This window comes from Enterobacter cloacae complex sp. XAL002, assembly GCF_049236805.1.
GTDB classification, from domain to species: domain Bacteria; phylum Pseudomonadota; class Gammaproteobacteria; order Enterobacterales; family Enterobacteriaceae; genus Enterobacter; species Enterobacter intestinihominis.
In genome coordinates, this window is sequence record NZ_JBMKJN010000038.1 from 1 (window position 1) to 20,686 (window position 20,686).

Consider the following 20,686-nt stretch of genomic DNA (forward strand, 5'->3'; position numbering starts at 1 on the left):
AGGGGATTGCTCAGTGCTCGCATTAATTTGTGGGGAACCCTCAGCCCACAGGGAGAGGGAGAACAATTTGTAGGTCGGGTAAGCGCAGCGCCACCCGACACAACCGCTAGCACAACTCCAGCTGCAAATTGTTATCCTTAATCACCTGCAACACGCCCGCCGGCGGCATCTCGTCGGTGTAGACCGCATTAACCATGCTAATGCTGCCCATGTTCACCATCGCGTTACGACCAAACTTGGAGTGATCCACCACCAGCATCACATGGCGTGAGTTCTCAATAATCGCGCGCTTGGTGCGCACCTCGTGGTAATCAAACTCCAGCAGCGAGCCGTCGGTGTCGATGCCGCTGATCCCCAGAATGCCGAAGTCGAGGCGGAACTGAGAGATAAAATCGAGCGTCGCTTCGCCGATAATGCCCCCGTCGCGGCTGCGCAGTTCGCCGCCCGCGAGGATGATGCGAAAATCGTCTTTCTGCATCAACGTGTTGGCCACGTTCAGGTTGTTGGTCACCACGCGGAGGTTCTCATGGTTCAGCAGCGCATGGGCGACCGCTTCCGGCGTGGTGCCGATATCAATAAACAGCGTCGCGCCGTTCGGGATCTGGCTCGCCACTTTACGGGCGATACGCTCTTTCTCTGCCGTTTGCGTCGCCTTACGGTCATGCCATGAGGTGTTCACCGAGCTGGACGGCAGCGCCGCGCCGCCGTGATGGCGCAGAATACGGTTCTGATCGGCCAGGTCGTTGAGGTCACGACGGATGGTTTGCGGGCTGACGGCAAACTGCTCCACCAGCTCTTCAGTACTGACGTATCCCTGTTTTTTTACCAGTTCGATAATGGCGTCATGACGTTGTGTTTGTTTCATGAAATATCCCTGGGAATTATGTTCGTTTTCGCGCATGGAGCGTATCGGCCAGCGCCATCGCCAGCCCGACCGCCAGGCCGGTAACGTGCGCACCATTGGCGATAGACATACCAAACAGATCAAACCATCCGGCAATAAGCCATATTAACGCAAAGGTTATTAATCCACGTTGTAAATAGATGCCGCTTTCCGGGTCGCGCTCGCCTCTGAGCCAGGCGTAACCCATCAGGGCGTACACCACGCCGGATAACCCGCCAAACCACGGACCGCTGAATTTATGCTGCACATAGCCGCTTAACAGGGCGCTGATAAGGGTGATCACAATCAGCTTGCCGCTGCCGAGCCGCTTCTCCACTGCTCCGCCGAGATACCACCACCACAGCAGGTTAAAGAGGATATGCATCACCGAGAAGTGCATCAGCGCATGCGTGAAGTAGCGCCAGACGTCAAATTGCAGGGAGGGATCGTACGGCCATGCGAGGGCAATCATCACGCTCTGGTCGCCCACCACGCTCATAATAATGAAGACGATGATGCAGGCTGCCATCAAAAGCAGCGTAAACGGTCCTGCGCGCTCGCGGAGGGTGGCGAGAAACGGAAAACGTTGATAGTGCAGGCCACTGTCGGTCTGGCCGGATTGCCAGCTTGCTGCCAGATAACGCGGGTCGCCCGGGTTTTCCAGGAAACGCGCCAGCTCGGCGTTCACGCGCCCAGCCTGGCTTTCGTCTGCCAGCCAGACATCCGTCTGTGTATGCTGCTGAATAGTCAGGATAATGCCCTGCGTCGCCATATAGTCGACAAACGCCTGGGCGACGCGCGGGTTGCTAAAAGAGGTGATCATCAACATGGGCAGCGGTCGCTTATTTCCACACAAAAGGGGACAGTATAGCGGGATCAGCGCTCAAACGCGTATTCAACTTCTGCCGGGAAATGACGATGCCATGCATCGAAGCCGCCATCGACGCTGTATACCGCGTCGTAACCCTGCTGGAGCAGATACTGCGCCGCGCCTTTACTGCTGTTGCCGTGATAGCACATCACCATCACCGGCGTGTCGAAGTCGTTATCGCGCATAAACGCGCCCAGCGTGTCGTTGGTGAGATGGAACGCGCCCGGCGTGTGGCCCATCGCAAAGCTCTGCGGATCGCGGATATCCACCAGCACCGCGGTTTTCTGGTGCATCTTCTGATGGGCTTCTTCTACGTTAATACATTCAAACTGATCCATGGTGTTCTCATCTTATATTCAGGTGTGGTGCGGTTTTCCCCTCACCCTACCCTCTCCCGGAGGGAGAGGGAAACGGATCACCCTCTCCCCGTGGGAGAGGGCTGGGGTGAGGGCATCAGACCGCACCATTTTACCCCGTAGTGTACGTCCTGGCGGCGGGTAAACGCCATTATGTTATCCATATCACTCTAAATTGTTTTTTTGATGTTACCAAAAGCGCGTTCCTTTGCTATTATGAGCGATATCGAACATTTTTGAGCTTTAACGAAAGTGCATGAGGGTGTTATGGAAACCAAAGATCTGATTGTGATAGGCGGGGGCATCAACGGTGCCGGTATTGCGGTTGATGCCGCAGGACGCGGTTTATCCGTGCTGATGCTGGAAGCTAACGATCTCGCCTGCGCGACGTCGTCCGCCAGCTCCAAGCTGATCCACGGAGGCCTGCGCTACCTGGAACACTACGAATTCCGCCTGGTCAGCGAAGCGCTGGCCGAACGCGAAGTGCTGCTGAAAATGGCTCCGCATCTGGCGATCCCGATGCGCTTCCGCCTGCCCCACCGCCCGCACCTGCGTCCGGCGTGGATGATCCGCATCGGCCTGTTCATGTACGATCATCTGGGTAAACGCACCAGCCTGCCGGGTTCGACCGGTTTGCGTTTTGGCTCAGAATCGGTCCTTAAGCCTGAAATCGTGCGCGGTTTCGAATATTCCGACTGCTGGGTGGACGATGCGCGTCTGGTGCTGGCTAACGCGCAGATGGTCGAGAAGAAAGGCGGCGAGGTGAAAACCCGTACCCGCGCGATCGCCGCGCGCCGCGAAAACGGCCTGTGGATCGTGGAAGTGGAAGACGTGGATACCGGCGAGAAGTTTAGCTGGAAAGCGCGCGGCCTGGTGAACGCCACCGGCCCGTGGGTGAAACAGTTCTTCGATGACGGTATGCACCTGCCTTCTCCGTACGGCATCCGCCTGATCAAGGGCAGCCACATTGTGGTGCCGCGCGTGCATACCCAGAAGCAGGCTTATATCCTGCAAAACGAAGACAAGCGCATCGTGTTTGTGATCCCGTGGATGGACGAGTTCTCCATCATCGGCACCACTGACGTGGAGTACAAAGGCGATCCGAAAAACGTTGAGATTGAAGAGAGCGAAGTCAGCTACCTGCTGAAAGTGTACAACGCACACTTTAAGAAACAGCTGGCGCGCGATGACGTGGTCTGGACCTACTCCGGCGTGCGTCCGCTGTGTGATGACGAGTCTGACTCACCGCAGGCCATCACCCGTGACTATACGCTTGATATTCATGACGTAGACGGTCAGGCGCCGCTGCTGTCGGTGTTTGGCGGTAAGCTCACCACCTACCGTAAACTGGCGGAGCATGCGCTGGAAAAACTGGCGCCGTATTACAAAGGCATCGGCCCGGCGTGGACGAAAGGCGCCGTGCTGCCTGGCGGCGATATCGGCAATAACCGCGACGATTACGCCGCGAAGCTGCGTCGCCGCTTCCCGTTCATTACCGAAGGAATGGCGCGCCACTACGCCCGCACCTACGGCAGCAATACCGAACTGTTCCTCGGCGACGCGAAAGAGATTGCAGATCTGGGCGAGCATTTTGGCCATGAGCTGTACGAAGCGGAACTGCGCTACCTGGTGGAACACGAATGGGTGCGCCGTCTGGACGATGCCATCTGGCGTCGTACTAAAGAAGGGATGTGGCTGAATGCCGAGCAGCAGTCTCGCGTGGCGCAGTGGTTGCAACAACATGCGGGAAAGCGTGAATTGTCACTGGCGTCCTGAGGGTGACAAAAAATGCCCGGTGGCGCTGCGCTTACCGGGCCTACAGGATCGAGTAGGCCGGGTAAGGCGGAGCCGCCACCCGGCTTTGTTTTACAACCTCACCGGATCAATATGCCAGATATTCTCGGCATACTCTTTGATGGTCCTGTCTGACGAGAAGTATCCCATGTTGGCGATGTTATGCATCGCGGCGCTGGTCCACTTCTCCTGCTGACGGTACAGTTCGTCCACCTTATCCTGACAATCCACGTAGCTGCGGTAATCCGCCAGCACCTGATAGTGATCGCCAAAGTTAATCAGCGAGTCCACCAGGTCACGATAGCGCCCAGGCTCCTCAGGGTTAAACACCCCGGTGGCGATTTGCGTCAGCACCTGGCGTAACTCTTCATCCTCTTCATAATACTCACGCGGCGAGTAGCCCTGCTTGCGCAGCGCCTCCACCTCTTCCGCCGTATTCCCGAAGATAAAGATATTCTCCGCGCCCACATGCTCCAGCATTTCGACATTTGCGCCGTCCAGCGTGCCGATGGTCAGCGCGCCGTTCAGGGCAAACTTCATGTTGCTGGTGCCGGATGCTTCCGTCCCCGCCGTGGAAATCTGCTCTGAGAGATCCGCCGCCGGAATAATCAGCTGCGCCAGGCTTACGCTGTAGTTCGGGATAAACACCACTTTCAGCTTGTCGCCAATGTCCGGATCCTGGTTCACGACCTTCGCCACATCGTTGATAAGATGAATGATGTGCTTCGCCATGTAGTACGCGGAGGCCGCCTTACCGGCAAAGATTTTCACGCGCGGCACCCACTCCGCCGTCGGGTCAGCCTTAATGCGGTTGTAGTGAGTGATGACGTGCAGGACGTTCATCAGCTGACGCTTGTACTCGTGGATACGTTTGATCTGCACGTCGAACAGCGCTTTCGGGTTCGCCACCACGTTGAGATGCATCGCCAGCCAGACTGACAGCCGTTTCTTGTTCAGCAGCTTGGCTTCCCGCACGGCTTTGTTCACCGTCGGAAAATCAATGTGTTGTTCAAGCTCGCTCAGCTGGCTCAAATCGGTGCGCCAGGTGCGGCCGATATTTTCGTCCAGCACGTCAGACAGCGGCTGGTTCGCCAGCGCCAGCCAGCGGCGCGGGGTGACGCCGTTGGTCACGTTGCAGAAACGCGTCGGGAAGATCTTCGCAAAGTCTGCAAACAGCGACTGCACCATCAGGTTCGAATGCAGCTCTGAAACCCCGTTGACCTTATGGCTGATCACCACCGCCAGCCAGGCCATGCGTACGCGGCGACCATTGGATTCATCAATGATCGAGGCGCGGCTCAGCAGGCCGGTATCGTTCGGGTACTGCTCCTGCAAGGTCTTGAGGAAGTAGTCGTTGATCTCGAAGATGATTTGCAGGTGGCGCGGCAGAATTTTGCCGAGCATATCCACCGGCCACGTCTCCAGCGCTTCACTCATCAGCGTATGGTTGGTGTACGAGAACACCTGGCAGGTCACTTCAAACGCGTCATCCCAGCTGAACTTATGCTCGTCAATCAGCAGGCGCATCAGCTCAGGGATCGACAGCACCGGATGGGTATCGTTGAGGTGAATCGCGGTTTTTTCCGCCAGATTCGCATAGGTTTTGTGCAGCTGATAGTGACGGCTAAGGATATCCTGAATCGTTGCCGAGACGAGGAAATACTCCTGACGCAGACGCAGCTCGCGGCCCGAGTAGGTCGAGTCATCCGGATAAAGGACGCGGGACACGTTCTCAGAGTGGTTTTTATCTTCCACCGCCGCGAAGTAGTCGCCCTGATTGAATTTACCGAGGTTGATCTCGCTACTGGCCTGCGCGTTCCACAGACGCAGCGTGTTGGTCGCATCGGTGTCGTAGCCGGGGATAATCTGGTCATAGGCCACGGCGAGGATCTCTTCGGTTTCCACCCAGCGGGATTTTTTCCCTTCCTGCTGAATACGCCCGCCAAAACGCACCTTGTAGCGCGTGTTGTGGCGCTTGAACTCCCACGGGTTACCGTACTCCAGCCAGTAGTCCGGCGACTCTTTCTGACGCCCATCAACGATGTTCTGCTTGAACATGCCGTAGTCGTAGCGAATACCGTACCCGCGTCCCGGCAGCGCCAGCGTCGCCAGTGAATCGAGGAAGCAGGCGGCAAGACGCCCGAGACCACCGTTACCCAGCCCCGGGTCGTTCTCTTCGTCAATCAGCTCTTCTAAGTCCAGCCCCATCTCTTCCAGTGCGTTTTTGACGTCGTCATAAATCCCGAGCGATAACAGCGCATTGGAGAGGGTGCGACCAATCAAAAACTCCATCGACAGGTAATACACCTGTCGCGTCTCCTGCGAGAGCTGGGCGCGGTTGGAGCGCAGCCAGCGTTCGACCATACGGTCACGCACCGCAAACAGCGTGGCGTTCAGCCACTCATGTTTGTTGGCAATAACGGGATCTTTCCCAATGGTAAACATCAGCTTATAGGCGATGGAGTGTTTCAACGCCTCAACGCTGAGCGTGGGGGAAGAGTAGCTAAATGGAGCATTCATATCAGTAACTTCGCCTCGTTACATCAAGCGTTGATAAAGGTCGCGGTAGGACTGCGCCGCAACGTGCCAGCCAAAGTCCATGGACATCGCCTGACGTTGTACGTAACGCCACAGGGATGGACGGGACCACAAGACGAAAGCACGCCGGATCGCCCGAAGTAGCGACCAGGCATTACTGTCCTCGAAAACAAACCCGCTGGCGATACCATCCGCCAGGTTTTCCAGGGAGCTGTCAGACACCGTATCCGCCAGCCCGCCCGTGCGGCGTACCAGCGGCAGCGTGCCGTATTTCAGACCATAGAGCTGCGTCAGGCCGCAGGGCTCGAAACGGCTCGGCACCAGAATCACGTCTGCGCCGCCCATGATGCGGTGCGAGAACGCTTCGTGATAGCCAATCTGCACGCCCACCTGCCCCGGATGTTCCGCCGCGGCCGCGAGGAAACCTTCCTGCAATACCGGGTCGCCCGCGCCGAGCAGCGCCAGCTGCCCACCCTGCTCCAGTAATCCCGGCAGCGCTTCCAGCACCAGATCCAGCCCTTTCTGGCTGGTCAGGCGGCTGACCACCGCAAACAGCGGTACCTTGTCGTTGACCTTCAGCCCCATCGCAATCTGTAGCTGACGCTTGTTCTCCGCTTTGTCCTCCACGGAGTCGCGACCATAGCGCGCTGCCAGCAGGAGGTCCGTTTCCGGATTCCAGATCTGTTCATCCACGCCGTTCAGAATGCCCGACAGACGACCTTCACGGTGGCGCTGTTGCAGTAGCCCTTCCATACCGTAACCGAACTCCGGCTGGGTAATTTCCCGCGCGTAGGTTGGGCTGACCGCCGTGATGTGGTCGGCGTAGTACAGACCGGCCTTCAGGAACGAAATCTGTCCGTTAAACTCCAGTCCGTGCATGTTAAAGAACGACCATGGCAGATCGATGTCATTCATATGATGCGCGTAATACATGCCCTGATACGCCAGGTTGTGCACCGTAAACACCGATTTCGCCGGGTGTCCTTTCGCCGCCAGATACGCAGGAGCCAGCCCCGCATGCCAGTCGTGCGCGTGCACCACGTTCGGACGCCAGAACGGATCCAGCCCGACGGCCATCTCCGCCCCCACCCAGCCGAGCAGGGCAAAGCGCAGCACGTTATCGGTATAGGCGTACAGGTTGGTATCGTGATACGGGCTGCCGGGTCGGTCGTATAAATGCGGCGCATCAATCAGGTAAATCCCTACGCCATTGTAATGTCCAAACAGCAGGGTGATACGTCCCGCGAAGGTCTCGCGGCGGGTAACAACCTTCGCATCGGGAATACCACGCCGGATATCCGGAAAAGCGGGTAACAACACGCGGGTATCCACCCCTCCGGCAATTTGCGCCGCCGGTAATGCACCAAGAACATCCGCCAGTCCGCCCGTTTTTAACAACGGGAACATCTCAGAACATACGTGTAAAACCTGCATCATCGCTCCTGTTTGATTTGCAGCTTCCGCAACATTTCCCGTGTTACTAACACGATCCCCTCTTCCGATCGGTAGAAACGACGTGCATCTTCTTCCGCGTTTTCCCCAATCACCATCCCTTCGGGAATGACGCAGGCACGGTCGATAACGCAGCGACGCAGACGACATGAGCGCCCTACCCAGACATCCGGCAGCAGGACTGCCGAATCGATATTACAGAATGAGTTTATACGCACGCGCGGGAACAGCACGGACTGCACCACCACCGAACCGGAGATAATGCACCCGCCAGAGACCAGCGAGTTCAGCGTCATACCGTGGCTGCCGGAGCGATCCTGGACGAACTTCGCCGGCGGCAGCGATTCCATATGGGTGCGAATCGGCCAGTTCTGGTCGTACATATCCAGTTCAGGCGTCACAGATGCCAAATCGAGGTTGGCTTTCCAGTAGGCTTCCAGCGTGCCGACGTCGCGCCAGTAAGGTTCCGCATTCGGATCGGACTGCACGCAGGACAATGGGAAAGGATGTGCATACGCCATGCCAGCTTTGGTAATTTTCGGGATGATGTCTTTACCGAAGTCGTGGCTGGAGTTTTCGTCTTTGTCGTCTTCTTCCAGCAGCTCATAAAGATAATCGGCATCAAAGACATAGATCCCCATGCTGGCGAGCGATTTGGTGTCGTCTCCCGGCATGGTTGGCGGATTCGCCGGTTTTTCGACAAAGTCGATAATCTTGTCGTCGCCATCTACATGCATCACGCCAAACGCGGTTGCTTCTGCAACAGGCACCGGCAGACACGCCACGGTGCAGCGCGCACCTTTTTCGACGTGGTCGATCAGCATGTGGGAGTAATCTTGCTTGTAGATGTGGTCCCCGGCGAGGATAACGATGTATTCCGCGTTGTAGCGGCGAATGATGTCGAGGTTCTGGGTCACGGCATCCGCCGTGCCGCGGTACCAGTTCTCCCCGTGAACGCGCTGCTGCGCCGGGAGCAGATCGACAAACTCGTTCATCTCTTCGCTGAAGAATGACCAGCCGCGCTGAATGTGCTGCACCAGCGTGTGCGACTGATACTGGGTAATGACGCCAATACGGCGAATGCCTGAGTTCAGGCAGTTGGAGAGTGCAAAATCGATAATACGGAACTTACCACCAAAGTGAACGGCCGGTTTGGCGCGCTTGATGGTCAAATCTTTCAGACGGGTACCACGCCCGCCCGCGAGGATCAGGGCAACTGTTTTTAATGGTAGCTGGCGCGCCAACATTAACGGATCGTTCTTCTCTAATCTAACCATGACTAACTCCTTTTTTATCATCTTTGGAATACGCACACTCCGTGCGCAGGCCCGTGCCAGACAGCCATAACAACCGGATTATCCGCTCCGGCAAAGGGAGGAATGGCTCGCCATTCCCCGTCAGGTAAAACAATCTCTGCGACGTCATCCGTCGCGTTCAGCGTCACCAGCCACGCATCCGAAAGCAGGATTTGCAGACAGGGTATGCCGTGTTGCCACTCTTGCGCGCTTAACGGTTGCGCGTCTTTATTCAGCCAGCGAACGTTGCCGTCGCCCTCTTCCCACCAGCAGTCGGCGGTGAGCGCGGGGATGTGCTGGCGGAGATGGATCAGCGCCGCGGTGAAATGGGTCAACCCGCTGTTCGCTTCTTCCCAGTTGAGCCAGGTCAAGGTGTTGTCCTGGCAATAGGCGTTGTTGTTGCCGTGCTGGCTGTGACCGTGCTCATCGCCCGCCAGCAGCATCGGCGTGCCCTGCGACAACAAAAGCGTCGTCAGCAGCGCATGAACGCTGGCGCGTCGCCGCTCGATCACATCCAGACTTCCGCCTAACCCTTCTATACCATGGTTAAAGCTATGGTTGTTGTTAGTCCCATCGCGATTCTCTTCGCCGTTTGCCTCATTGTGTTTCTGATTGAAACAAACGCAGTCGCGCAGCGTAAAACCGTCGTGCGCCGTCACCAGATTAATGGTGGCCGACGGACGTTTGCCGTCACGCTTAAAGAGATCGCTGGAGCCGGCAAAGCGACCGGCAAACTCCCCCAGCGACAGATCGCGCGTCAGCCAGAAGCGGCGGACGGCATCGCGGAAGTGGTCGTTCCACTCGGCAAACAGCGGCGGGAAGTTCCCCACCTGATAGCCGCCCTCGCCGATGTCCCAGGGCTCCGCAATCAGCTTCACCTTTGAAAGCACCGGACAGTTTTTGATGGCCTCAAACAGCGGCGCCTGCTGGCTGAACGCCGGGGTGCGCCCCATTACCGGCGCCAGGTCGAAACGAAAACCGTCCACGTGGAACGTCTCAACCCAGTATTTCAGGCACACGTACGCGTAATGCGTAACGGCCGGATGACTGAGGTTGAGGGTGTTACCGCACCCGGTCCAGTTCTCGTAATCGCCGTCGTCCCTGATCCAATAATAGCTACGGTTATCGATTCCGCGCTGTGAGAGCGTCGGGCCATCAAGATCGCTTTCTGCACTGTGGTTCAACACCACGTCCAGAATGACCTCGATACCCGCCGCGTGAAGCGCCTTCACCGCATCGCGAAACTCATCCCGCGCCTTCTCCGGATGCACCGCGTAGCGCGGGTCGAGGGCGAACATCGCCAGCGGGTTGTAGCCCCAGTAGTTGCTTAACCCAAGACGCTGCAGCCGCGGCTCGCTGGCAAAATGCGCCACGGGCAACAGCTCCAGGGCGGTGATCCCTAAGTGCTTCAGGTACGCGACCATCGTCGGATGCCCAAGCGCTTTGTAGGTGCCGCGCATCTCTTTGGGGATTGACGGATGCAGATACGTCAGCCCTTTGACGTGGGCTTCATAAATAACGGTGTTGCCCCACGGCGTGCGCGGCGGGGCATCGTCTTCCCAGTCGTAGAGATCGTGTACCACCACGCTTTTGGGCGCGACGGGTGCGCTGTCGCGGTGGTCTGGTTCGCCGTAGCCAACGTGGAACAGCGGGTCGTCTTTAAACTCGCCGTCCACGCGGTGCGCACATGGGTCAATCAGCAGCTTCGCCGGGTTAAACCAGTGCCCCTGAGAGGGCTCCCAGGGGCCGTGAACGCGAAAACCGTAGTGCATCCCCGACCGTCCTCCGGGCAGGTAGCCATGCCAGGTATCCCCCGTGCGCGCCGGTAAATCGTAACGGTGTTCGTTACCTTCCCCGTCAAACACACAGAGTTCCACCCGCTCAGCGTGGGCAGAAAAGAGCGTAAAGTTCACCCCCTTTCCGTCAAAACTCGCCCCGAGCGGTTCGGGTTTACCTGCCGAGAGCTGCGTCATTCTCCCTCCCGCACCAGCCAGATTGTGCTCAGCGGCGGCAGCGTCAGGCCAAGGGAGTTCGGACGACCGTGGCTTTCGATGGCGTCGCTCTGTACCAGGCCACCGTTACCGGCGTTGCTGCCGTGGTAGTGCATGGAGTCGGTGTTAAGGATTTCGCGCCATTTGCCCGGCTGGTTTATGCCGAAGCGGTAGTGTTCGCGCGGTATCGGCGTGAAGTTGCTGGCGACGATGATCTCGTTACCGGCTTTATCACGTCGTACAAAGACAAACACCGAGCGCTCGTGGTCGTCCACCACCAGCCACTCAAAGCCGTACGGATCGAAGTCCAGCTCGTGCAGCGCTTTGTGGTGGCGATAGGTCAGGTTCAGGTCGCGAACCAGACGCTGCACGCCGTGGTGCCAGTTGTCCGCGCCTTCCAGCAGATGCCAGTCAAGGCTGGTGTCGTGGTTCCATTCGCGCCCTTGCGCAAATTCGTTGCCCATAAACAGCAGCTTTTTGCCCGGGAAGGCGAACATCCAGCCGTAATAGGCGCGCAGGTTGGCAAACTTCTGCCACGCGTCCCCCGGCATGCGGTCGAGAACGGATTTCTTGCCGTGTACCACTTCATCGTGCGACAGCGGCAGCATGAAGTTTTCGGTGTAGTTGTAGAGCAGCCCGAAGGTGAGCTTATCGTGGTGATACTGACGATAAACCGGGTCAAGCTTCATGTAGTCGAGCGTGTCGTGCATCCAGCCGAGGTTCCACTTGTACCAGAAGCCCAGGCCGCCCATTGCCGGTGGACGGGAAACGCCCGGGAAGTCGGTTGACTCTTCAGCCATGGTCACGGCGCCTTCCACCTGCTCGCCGATAATGCGGTTGGTGTTGCGCAGAAACTCAATCGCTTCGAGGTTTTCACGCCCGCCATACTCGTTTGGGATCCACTCACCCTCTTTGCGGCTGTAGTCGCGGTAGATCATCGACGCCACTGCATCGACGCGCAGGGCATCAATGCCGAAACGTTCGATCCAGTACAGCGCGTTCCCGACCAGGTAGTTCGACACTTCGCGGCGACCGTAGTTGTAGATCAGCGTGTTCCAGTCCTGGTGATAGCCTTCGCGCGGATCGCTGTGCTCGTACAGCTTCGTACCGTCAAACTCTGCCAGCGCAAAATCATCCGACGGGAAGTGGCCCGGCACCCAGTCGAGGATCACGTTCAGTCCGGCGGCGTGCGCGGCATCAATGAAATAGCGGAAGTCATCGCGCGTGCCGAAGCGGCGCGTAGGCGCATATAGCCCGGTCGGCTGATAGCCCCAGCTACCGTCGAACGGGTGTTCGTTGATTGGCAGCAGCTCCAGATGGGTAAAGCCCATCCATTTGGCGTACGGCACCAGCTGGTCCGCCAGCTCGCGATAGCTCAGCCAGAAGTTGTTATCGGTGTGGCGACGCCAGGAGCCGAGATGCACTTCATAGACGGAGATCGGCGCATCAAAGCGATTGGCCTGCTTGCGCTCCTCGCTCTGGACAACCTTCTCCGGCAGGCCGCAAATCAGCGAGGCGGTATTCGGGCGCAGTTCGGCCTCAAAGGCGTACGGGTCGGATTTAATACGCAGCTTGCCGTTGGCATCGATCATCTCGAATTTGTAGAGCTGACCATTGTGCGCGCCGGGGATAAACAGCTCCCAGATGCCGGTTTCCCGGCGCAGGCGCATGGGGTGACGACGACCGTCCCAGTAGTTGAACTGCCCGACGACGGAGACGCGCTGGGCGTTTGGCGCCCATACGGCAAAGCGCGTGCCGGTGATACCGTCCATGGTATCCGCATGGGCACCCAGCGTTTCGTAGGGGCGTAAATGGGTCCCTTCGGACAGCAGCCAGGCGTCCATCTCTTTTAAGAGCGGGCCGAAGCTATAGGGATCATCAATCAGGTTTTGCTGACCGTGCCAGATAACGGCAAGCTGATAACGAAAAGGATTTTTACGGCGGGGCATGACGCCCGAGAAGAAGCCACGCGAGTCGAGGCATTCCAGATTACCCACCTTGCGGCCGGTTTTGGGTTCGATAACCCACACTTCTGTTGCATCCGGTAACAGCGCCCGAACTTCCAGTCCGGCCTCTGTACGGTGCATCCCTAGCACAGAAAAGGGGTCGGCAAAGTGACCCGCAATAAGCGCATTAATCACGTCTCTCGAAATACGATCGGACATGGTATTCATCCTGTTTTTTTATGTCGCCCTTTTTACGCGCTCCGGGACGACTTTTAATGTGACCTAAACGGTGCAGTTAATCCTCTCTGCTCCGCCCTACCCTCAGGTGAGAAATAAATCTTCCTTAAAGCATAGCCAACGTCGTGGGCCCTCCTGATAAAAAATAAGACATCTGCGTTTTACTCCATGTAGTACGCAAAAAAAGGGGGTGACATTCACCCCCGGTGTTTAACAAATTATTACGCCAGCTGGCGCAGCATGCGGCGCAGCGGCTCGGCGGCACCCCAAAGAAGCTGGTCGCCAACGGTGAACGCGGAGAGGTACTCCGGTCCCATGTTCAGCTTGCGCAGGCGGCCAACCGGGGTGGTCAGCGTGCCGGTAACGGCTGCCGGGGTCAGTTCGCGCATGGTGATATCGCGATCGTTTGGCACCACTTTCGCCCACGGGTTGTGCGCGGCCAGCAGCTCTTCCACGGTAGGAATAGACACATCTTTTTTCAGTTTAATGGTGAAAGCCTGGCTGTGGCAGCGCAGCGCGCCGATACGCACGCACAGACCGTCAACCGGAATGGTGTTCGCGGTGGCGAGGATTTTGTTGGTCTCAGCCTGGCCCTTCCACTCTTCGCGGGTCTGGCCGTTATCCAGCTGTTTGTCGATCCACGGTATCAGGCCGCCAGCCAGCGGTACGCCAAAGTTATCCACCGGCAACTCGCCGCTGCGGGTGAGCTGAGTGACTTTACGCTCGATATCGAGGATCGCGGACGCCGGGTTTGCCAGCTCGGTCGCGACGCTCTGGTGCAGCTGGCCCATCTGGGTCAGCAGCTCGCGCATATGACGCGCGCCGCCGCCGGACGCCGCCTGATAGGTCGCTACGGAGACCCACTCCACCAGATCCTGTGCGAACAGGCCGCCGAGGGACATCAGCATCAGGCTGACGGTGCAGTTACCGCCAACAAACGTTTTCACGCCGTTGTTCAGGCCGTCGGTAATGACATCCTGGTTAACCGGGTCGAGAATGATGATGGCATCGTCTTTCATACGCAGCGAAGAGGCCGCGTCAATCCAGTAGCCCTGCCAGCCGCTTTCACGCAGCTTCGGATAAATTTCGTTGGTATAATCGCCGCCCTGGCAGGTCACAATAATGTCGAGTGCCTTCAGCGCTTCCAGATCGTAAGCATCCTGCAACGTGCCTGTGGTACCACCAAAGGACGGTGCAGCCTGGCCGAGCTGGGAAGTGGAGAAGAAGACCGGGCGGATGGCGTCGAAATCGCGCTCTTCAACCATGCGTTGCATGAGTACAGAGCCGACCATACCGCGCCAGCCGATAAAACCAACGTTTTTCATAGCATTTTTTTCCTGCAAGGGGTGTGTGCTGATTGTGCAAGCCAGTATTGAACTGGGATATGCTTCACATTACAAAATGCTGCCAAAGTCGCAAGCGAAATTAATCGATGATTGCCCGGCAATCAGTAAAAATGCTAATCATCGCAATGACCACAATAAGTATCAGGGATAATTTAAGATGAGTGAAATCATTTCCGCAGCGGTTTTATTGATCCTGATTATGGATCCGCTCGGTAATCTGCCGATCTTCATGTCGGTGCTGAAGCACACCGAGCCGAAGCGCCGTCGGGCGATCATGATCCGCGAGTTGCTCATCGCCCTGCTGGTGATGTTTATCTTCCTGTTCGCCGGTGAAAAAATCCTCGCTTTCCTGAACTTACGTGCCGAAACGGTCTCCATTTCCGGCGGGATCATTTTGTTCCTGATTGCCATAAAGATGATTTTCCCGAGCGCGGAAGGCAGCAGCAGCGGCCTGCCTGCGGGTGAAGAACCGTTTATCGTGCCGCTGGCGATTCCGCTGGTCGCCGGGCCAACGATTCTGGCGACGCTGATGCTGCTGTCGCATCAGTACCCGAATCAGATGAGCCACCTGGTCATTGCCCTGCTGATCGCCTGGGGCGGGACATTTATTATTCTGCTGCAGTCGTCGCTGTTCCTGCGCCTGCTGGGCGAGAAAGGGGTGAACGCCCTCGAGCGCCTGATGGGGCTGATTCTGGTGATGATGGCGACGCAGATGTTCCTGGATGGGATCCGGGCATGGATGAAAGGGTGAAGATGTAAAAAAGCCGGGTGGCGCTTACGCTTACCCAGCCTACGGGACCTGATTTTTTTGTAGGTCGGGTAAGGCGAAGCCGCCACCCGACAAAATACGGTCTCGTTAGCTCAGCAGCGTAAACGCAATCATCCCGACAACCGCACCCGTCGTGCCAAGGATGGTTTCCATCAGCGTCCAGGTTTTCAGGGTTTGCGCTTCGGTTGCGCCGGTAAATTTACCGAACAGCCAGAAGCCTGCGTCGTTCACGTGAGATACCACAATCGAGCCGCCCGCGATACAGATAGAGAGCGCCGCCATCTGCGCGCCGGAGTAGTTCAGCTGTTCAATCACCGGCATCACCAGCCCCACCGCGGTTAAGCACGCCACGGTCGCGGAGCCCTGAATGATACGCACCGCCGCGGCCAGCACGAAGCAGGTGACCGCAATCGGCAGGCCCATTCCGGTCAGCGCTTCGCCCAGCGCCGGGCCAACGCCGGAATCCACCAGCACCTGCTTGAACACGCCGCCCGCCCCGATCACCAGCAGAATAATACCCGCCGGTTGTAGCGCGGCACCGCATATCTCCATCACGCGATCTTTTGGCATGCCCTGACGCATCGCCAGCCCGTAAATCGCGACCAGACACGCCACCAGGATCGCAGTGAACGGATGGCCAATAAATTCGAACCATTCGTAAGCGGTTGACCCCACCGGCACAAAACGCGCGGCGATGGTTTTCAGGCCCACCAGCACCAGCGGCAGCAGGATCAGCGACAGACTGAAGCCGAAGGACGGCATTTTGCCCTCGCCCAGGTGCGGCTCGGAGATGTCATCCGGAATGTGCAGCTCAACGTAACGGCTAATGAAGTTGCCCCACAGCGGACCGGCGATAATCATCCCCGGGATCGCCGCACACAGGCCAATCAGGATCATCCAGCCAAAGTCAGCATGCATCTGGGAAGCCAGCAGCATCGGCGCAGGCCCCGGCAGCAGAAACGCCGCCGCCGCCGCCACGCCCGCAAACAGCGGAATGACCAGCTTCACGAGGTTGGTACCGGTATGGCGTGCCATGGAGAACGCCACGCTAATCAGCAGCACCACCGCCACTTCAAAGAACAGCGGCAGCGCGCAAATCAGACCAGCCAGACCAATCGCGTAGTGCGCACGGCTGTGTCCGAAGGATTTCAGCATCTTGACGGCAATCTGATCGACCGCGCCCGTCTCGTGCAAAATCTTGCCAAACATCGCGCCGAGCGCGACTACGATGGCCAGGAAGCCGAGCGTGCCGCCCATCCCTTTTTCCATCGTCGCCGCAATTTTGTCGAGCGGCATTCCGGAAAAGAGACCGGCACCAATAGAAACCACCATCAAAGCAACGAAGGCGTGCATACGTGCCTTCATCACTAAAAACAGCAGCAGCAATACGGAACCCACTGCTGTCAAAACTAGCGTTAATGTACTCAAAACTTACTGCCTTTTATTAATAACCTCGATGGTGCTGGCAACAACACCTTCCAGCGGCTGATCGATATCAACCACTAAGACATCCTGTTCGTCAGCCCCCGGCTCCTGCAACGCTTCGAACTGCGTTACCAGCATCTGGGTTTTGAAGAAGTGGCCTTTACGCGCCTTCAGGCGGCTTTCAATTACCCCGAAATCGCCTTTCAGGTAGATGAAAGAGAGGTTCGGGTTGCCATCGCGCAGCAGGTCGCGATAGGTTTTTTTCAGCGCGGAACAGACTATCAGGGAGACTTTATTGGTGCGCTGCATCGCGAACGCGGCATCATTCAGCGCCTGCAACCAGGGTTTGCGGTCGTCGTCATTCAGCGGCTCGCCGGAAGCCATTTTCATGATGTTGCTGCGCGGATGGAGGAAGTCACCATCAAGAAACGCAGCCTGGAGTTGATGCGCCACTTCGCTCGCCACGGCAGATTTACCGCTACCGGACACGCCCATCAGGACGTAAACGTGGTGATCGTGATTAGTCGTGCTCAAAGGGTGTCCCTCAGTCAATTGTTACGGGTAACAGTTATCGGTAACATTGTCCTGCCGGGGCATAAGAGAAGCAATATCCAAACGTGCGCGAAGTGAATAAGTGTGAGCTACTTCAAATTTGTCGGATTAAATAGATCCACCCGGTGACAAGGTGAAACCTAAATCTAACATTTTAGGGGTAACTGCCTCACCACGAATGCGCGCCAGCAGGCGTTCTGCACCAATGCGGCCCATGCGTTCACGCGGGGTCAGGACGCTTGCCAGACGCGGCTCCATCACCTGGCCAATGTCGTGGCCGTGGAAGCCGGCAATCGCCATATCATCCGGGATTTTTAAACCCAGGCGCTGACACTCAAACGCGGCGCCGACCGCAAGGTCATCGTTGGTACAGAAAATACCGTCCAGTTGCGGATACTCGCGTCGCGCCTGACGCATCAGCTCAATACCCGACGTATAAGAGGAAGATTGCTCCACCATCACGCTGTACGGGGTTAAACCGGCGTCGAGCATCGCCTGCTCGTATCCCTTCTGTTTGATGATAGTACGTTCATCCAGACGCGCACCCAGATAGGCCACATGGCGATGACCGCGGGCGATGATCGCCGCCGTCATCTGACGCGCCGCTTCAAAGTTATCGAACCCCACGGCGATGTCGAGGCACGGCGACTGGCTGTCCATCAGCTCCACCACCGGAATGCCTGCCACTTCAATCATTTTCAGCGTGCGCGGGGTGTGAGTACGTTCCGTTAAAATCAGGCCGTCAATGTTCCAGGAAAGCATCGATTCAAGACGTTCCTCTTCCAGTTCCGGCTTGTACCCATAGTGGGCGAGCATGGTCTGATAACCAAAGGCATCGGTCACGCTTTCGATGCCACGCAGCACTTCAGCGAAAACCTGGTTGGTTAAGGAAGGAAGCAGGACGCCCACCGCACGGCTGGTCGCATTGGAGAGAATATCGGGCGCGCGGTTGGGGATATAACCCAGTTCATCAAGGGCGGCGGCAATCTTGCCACGCAACGCCACGGAAACCTGCTCCGGGTTACGTAAAAAACGGCTGACCGTCATTTTGGTCACACCGACGCGATCGGCGACATCCTGAAGTACGGGGCGTTTCTTTTTCATCGTCCTGAGAAATCTTGAAGTGAGAGATTTGCTCAGTTTATCACGGACAAAGCTCAACCTTCCCCGTTTAAAGGGAAGGTTGAGAAATTATTTAGACCGGCGGCAGATCAAACAGCAGAATTTCACTTTCGCTGTCGGCATGCACGGAGAGCGCCTGCTCATCCCAGACTGCCAGGCCATCGGCGGTGGTGGCTTTGGTGCCGTTGATGGACACCTCGCCTTTCACCACCTGGATCCAGACGCGGCGGTTGGCGGCGATCTGGTGCACAGACTGTTCATCTTTCGCCAGCGCCCAGCGGTACAGCTCCATATCCTGATGCACTTTCAGGGAACCTTCACGCGCATCCGGGGAGAGCACCAGCTGTTTACCTTGTTTCGCATCGAAGCGGCGCTGTTCGTAGCGTGGCGTGATGCCGGTCTCTTCTGGAATGATCCAGATTTGATACAGGTGCAGTTTTTCCGTTTTGCTCGGGTTGTACTCAGAGTGACGCACCCCGGTCCCCGCGCTCATAATCTGGAACTCGCCCGCCGGAACCTGCTCTTTATTGCCCATGCTGTCCTGGTGCTCAACCGCCCCTTCCAGCACATAGGTCAGGATTTCCATGTCCTTGTGCGGGTGGGTACCGAAGCCCTGGCCTGCATCAATCACGTCGTCGTTAATGACGCGCAGCGCGGAGAAGCCCATGAAGTTCGGGTCGTAGTAGTCGGCAAACGAGAATGAATGCCATGAGTCCAGCCAGCCATGATTCGCGTGACCACGTTCGTTTGCTTTGCGTAAGTAGATCATTGTTTTCACCCTCAGTTCGTTTCGATGGAGTAAGTGTGGACGCAAACGCTCAGGGATCATAGAGGGTGAAAATTGACTCCTCTGTTCAAAAATTTAGAACAAGCACAAAGGAGCCATTTTTGCTTATCTGGCGAGGGTTACCGTGGCAGGGGAAGCCTGTTCGAAGGCCCGTTCAAGGATTTCCAGGTTCGTCAGAACGTCAGATTCATTGACGTAATTCGGCGTGCCGCTGGAGAGGGTTTCATACAGCGCATCGTAGACGCGTCCATAATCGCCCGTTTCCGGCTTCAGCTCTTCCCTGACCGTCAGGCCCTCGTCGTTCACGTACTCCAGCACGCCCACGGAATCATCTGCCGCAAAGCCCGGTTCGCCCGGCATGATGTTGGCCTTCAGGCTGGTCTCCTGCTGGTCAATGCCGTACTTGATAAAGGAGCCTTTCTTGCCGTGAACGATAAATTTCGGGTAGTCGATTTTCACCAGATGACTGGTTTTGACTATGGCTTTCAGGTCGCCGTAGAACAGCTGTGCTTCGAAGGTATCGTCCGGATTGGCCTTATTGCGCAGGCTGCGGATGTCGTACGCCACGTGGTCCGGGCGGCCAAACAGGGAGATGATCTGGTCCATGGTGTGTACGCCCAGACCGTAGAACGAACCGTCCTGCGGCAGGCCGGGTTTGGTTTCTGCCACAGGGCGGTAGTAATCGAAGTGGCTTTCGATTTCAACGATCTCGCCGAGCTTGCCGCTTTCGATTGCCTTTTTTGCCGTCAGGAAGCAGCTGTCAAAGCGACGGTTCTGGTAGGGCGTGACGGCCAGGCCTTTGCTTTTCGCCAGCGCAAAGAGTTCCTTCGCTTCGGCGATGGTCGGGGTGAACGGTTTTTCCACCAGCACGTTTTTACCTGCTTCCAGCGCGCGTTTCGCGTAGTCAAAGTGGCTGTCGGCGTGGGTACAGACCACCACCAGCTTCACCTGCGGATCATTTAACACTTCATCAAGATCGCTGGTGAAATGAATATGGGAATACTGCGGAGACTGCTCTTCTGGCTTCGCGCGGCGGCGATAGATATGGGCCACGTGCCAGGTCTCTTTTCGGTTAAGAACATACGGAAGGTGGTAACGCGTGGTGCTTTTGCCAAATCCAATAAATGCACAATGTAGTGTCATGGCTCAGTCCTTTTGGAAGGTTACTGAGTCTAACCATAACAAAAAAAAAGCCAGCGAGAAGCTGGCTAAAGTAATACTGGAAGCAATGTGAGCAATGTCGTGCTTTCAGGTTCCCGTAGGAGGTCTTCCTGAATGCAGAGCAATAATAATCATTCTCATTCGCACTTGTCCAACACTTT

The 20,686-nt window shown here is 57.1% G+C and carries 16 protein-coding genes; 2 read left to right on the forward strand and 14 right to left on the reverse strand.

Annotation, left to right across the window (positions count from 1 at the left end; genetic code table 11):
• Positions 1–106 precede the first annotated feature (106 nt).
• Genes ACOT0L_RS22690 through glpE form a run of 3 tightly spaced genes read right to left on the reverse strand, consistent with a single transcriptional unit; the run spans position 107 to position 2,092 of the window.
• Positions 107–865 carry a DeoR/GlpR family transcriptional regulator gene (locus ACOT0L_RS22690; protein ID WP_022649641.1) on the reverse strand — a complete coding sequence of 253 codons (759 nt, stop codon included), beginning with the start codon at positions 863–865 and terminating at the stop codon, positions 107–109.
• Between the two features lie 16 nt (positions 866–881).
• Positions 882–1,712: a rhomboid family intramembrane serine protease GlpG gene (gene glpG / locus ACOT0L_RS22695; RefSeq protein WP_022649642.1), complete on the reverse strand. Its 831-nt coding sequence runs from the start codon at positions 1,710–1,712 to the stop codon at positions 882–884.
• 47 nt (positions 1,713–1,759) lie between these two features.
• Positions 1,760–2,092: a thiosulfate sulfurtransferase GlpE gene (gene glpE, locus ACOT0L_RS22700; protein ID WP_022649643.1), complete on the reverse strand. Its 333-nt coding sequence runs from the start codon at positions 2,090–2,092 to the stop codon at positions 1,760–1,762.
• A 285-nt stretch (positions 2,093–2,377) separates the two neighbouring features.
• On the opposite strand from glpE, the gene glpD reads away from it, so the two are divergent.
• Positions 2,378–3,886, forward strand: coding sequence for a glycerol-3-phosphate dehydrogenase (glpD, locus tag ACOT0L_RS22705; RefSeq protein ID WP_126504329.1), 1,509 nt, complete (start codon positions 2,378–2,380; stop codon positions 3,884–3,886).
• Positions 3,887–3,976: 90 nt separating this feature from the next.
• Here glpD and glgP read toward each other — a convergent pair whose 3' ends face one another.
• From glgP to asd, 6 genes are all read right to left on the reverse strand, one after another.
• Positions 3,977–6,424 (reverse strand): glycogen phosphorylase, encoded by a 2,448-nt coding sequence (gene glgP / locus ACOT0L_RS22710; RefSeq protein ID WP_023307123.1) that lies wholly within the window; start codon positions 6,422–6,424, stop codon positions 3,977–3,979.
• Positions 6,425–6,442: 18 nt separating this feature from the next.
• Positions 6,443–7,876: a glycogen synthase GlgA gene (glgA, locus tag ACOT0L_RS22715; protein WP_022649646.1), complete on the reverse strand. Its 1,434-nt coding sequence runs from the start codon at positions 7,874–7,876 to the stop codon at positions 6,443–6,445.
• Complete coding sequence (gene glgC / locus ACOT0L_RS22720; protein ID WP_003861582.1) at positions 7,876–9,171, reverse strand: glucose-1-phosphate adenylyltransferase; 1,296 nt, start codon at positions 9,169–9,171, stop codon at positions 7,876–7,878. The genes glgA and glgC overlap by 1 nt, the downstream gene beginning before the upstream one ends.
• Positions 9,172–9,188: 17 nt before the next feature.
• Entirely contained in the window at positions 9,189–11,162 is a 1,974-nt protein-coding gene (glgX, locus tag ACOT0L_RS22725; RefSeq protein WP_126504327.1) for a glycogen debranching protein GlgX, read from the reverse strand.
• Positions 11,159–13,345 carry a 1,4-alpha-glucan branching enzyme gene (gene glgB, locus ACOT0L_RS22730; RefSeq protein WP_023298793.1) on the reverse strand — a complete coding sequence of 729 codons (2,187 nt, stop codon included), beginning with the start codon at positions 13,343–13,345 and terminating at the stop codon, positions 11,159–11,161. The genes glgX and glgB overlap by 4 nt, the downstream gene beginning before the upstream one ends.
• Positions 13,346–13,584: 239 nt before the next feature.
• Complete coding sequence (asd, locus tag ACOT0L_RS22735) at positions 13,585–14,688, reverse strand: aspartate-semialdehyde dehydrogenase (protein WP_022649649.1); 1,104 nt, start codon at positions 14,686–14,688, stop codon at positions 13,585–13,587.
• A 178-nt stretch (positions 14,689–14,866) separates the two neighbouring features.
• Between asd and yhgN the strand changes: the two genes are divergently transcribed.
• Complete coding sequence (gene yhgN / locus ACOT0L_RS22740) at positions 14,867–15,460, forward strand: NAAT family transporter YhgN (protein ID WP_003861574.1); 594 nt, start codon at positions 14,867–14,869, stop codon at positions 15,458–15,460.
• Between the two features lie 105 nt (positions 15,461–15,565).
• On the opposite strand, the gene gntU is transcribed toward yhgN, so the two are convergent.
• The 5 genes from gntU to ACOT0L_RS22765 all read right to left on the reverse strand — a co-directional run bounded on the left by gntU (position 15,566) and on the right by ACOT0L_RS22765 (position 20,507).
• A complete protein-coding gene (gene gntU / locus ACOT0L_RS22745; protein ID WP_017693851.1) occupies positions 15,566–16,906 on the reverse strand; it encodes a gluconate transporter in 1,341 nt (446 codons plus the stop codon).
• 3 nt (positions 16,907–16,909) lie between these two features.
• Complete coding sequence (gntK, locus tag ACOT0L_RS22750; RefSeq protein ID WP_003861569.1) at positions 16,910–17,437, reverse strand: gluconokinase; 528 nt, start codon at positions 17,435–17,437, stop codon at positions 16,910–16,912.
• A gap of 126 nt (positions 17,438–17,563) precedes the next feature.
• Entirely contained in the window at positions 17,564–18,559 is a 996-nt protein-coding gene (gntR, locus tag ACOT0L_RS22755; RefSeq protein WP_003861567.1) for a gluconate operon transcriptional repressor GntR, read from the reverse strand.
• Between the two features lie 91 nt (positions 18,560–18,650).
• Positions 18,651–19,346, reverse strand: a complete 696-nt coding sequence (locus ACOT0L_RS22760; RefSeq protein ID WP_003861565.1) for a pirin family protein — start codon at positions 19,344–19,346, stop codon at positions 18,651–18,653.
• 123 nt (positions 19,347–19,469) lie between these two features.
• Positions 19,470–20,507, reverse strand: a complete 1,038-nt coding sequence (locus ACOT0L_RS22765; RefSeq protein ID WP_421637276.1) for an oxidoreductase — start codon at positions 20,505–20,507, stop codon at positions 19,470–19,472.
• Between the last annotated feature and the right edge of the window lie 179 nt (positions 20,508–20,686).

Coding starts and splice junctions, on each gene's coding strand:
- ACOT0L_RS22760 (WP_003861565.1), bottom strand. CDS start 19,346: ATGATCTACTTACGCAAAGCAAACGAACGTGGTCACGCGAATCATGGC.
- ACOT0L_RS22690 (WP_022649641.1), bottom strand. CDS start 865: ATGAAACAAACACAACGTCATGACGCCATTATCGAACTGGTAAAAAAA.
- glgB (WP_023298793.1), bottom strand. CDS start 13,345: ATGTCCGATCGTATTTCGAGAGACGTGATTAATGCGCTTATTGCGGGT.
- asd (WP_022649649.1), bottom strand. CDS start 14,688: ATGAAAAACGTTGGTTTTATCGGCTGGCGCGGTATGGTCGGCTCTGTA.
- ACOT0L_RS22765 (WP_421637276.1), bottom strand. CDS start 20,507: ATGACACTACATTGTGCATTTATTGGATTTGGCAAAAGCACCACGCGT.
- glgP (WP_023307123.1), bottom strand. CDS start 6,424: ATGAATGCTCCATTTAGCTACTCTTCCCCCACGCTCAGCGTTGAGGCG.
- glgA (WP_022649646.1), bottom strand. CDS start 7,876: ATGCAGGTTTTACACGTATGTTCTGAGATGTTCCCGTTGTTAAAAACG.
- glpE (WP_022649643.1), bottom strand. CDS start 2,092: ATGGATCAGTTTGAATGTATTAACGTAGAAGAAGCCCATCAGAAGATG.
- gntR (WP_003861567.1), bottom strand. CDS start 18,559: ATGAAAAAGAAACGCCCCGTACTTCAGGATGTCGCCGATCGCGTCGGT.
- glpG (WP_022649642.1), bottom strand. CDS start 1,712: ATGTTGATGATCACCTCTTTTAGCAACCCGCGCGTCGCCCAGGCGTTT.
- glpD (WP_126504329.1), top strand. CDS start 2,378: ATGGAAACCAAAGATCTGATTGTGATAGGCGGGGGCATCAACGGTGCC.
- glgC (WP_003861582.1), bottom strand. CDS start 9,171: ATGGTTAGATTAGAGAAGAACGATCCGTTAATGTTGGCGCGCCAGCTA.
- yhgN (WP_003861574.1), top strand. CDS start 14,867: ATGAGTGAAATCATTTCCGCAGCGGTTTTATTGATCCTGATTATGGAT.
- glgX (WP_126504327.1), bottom strand. CDS start 11,162: ATGACGCAGCTCTCGGCAGGTAAACCCGAACCGCTCGGGGCGAGTTTT.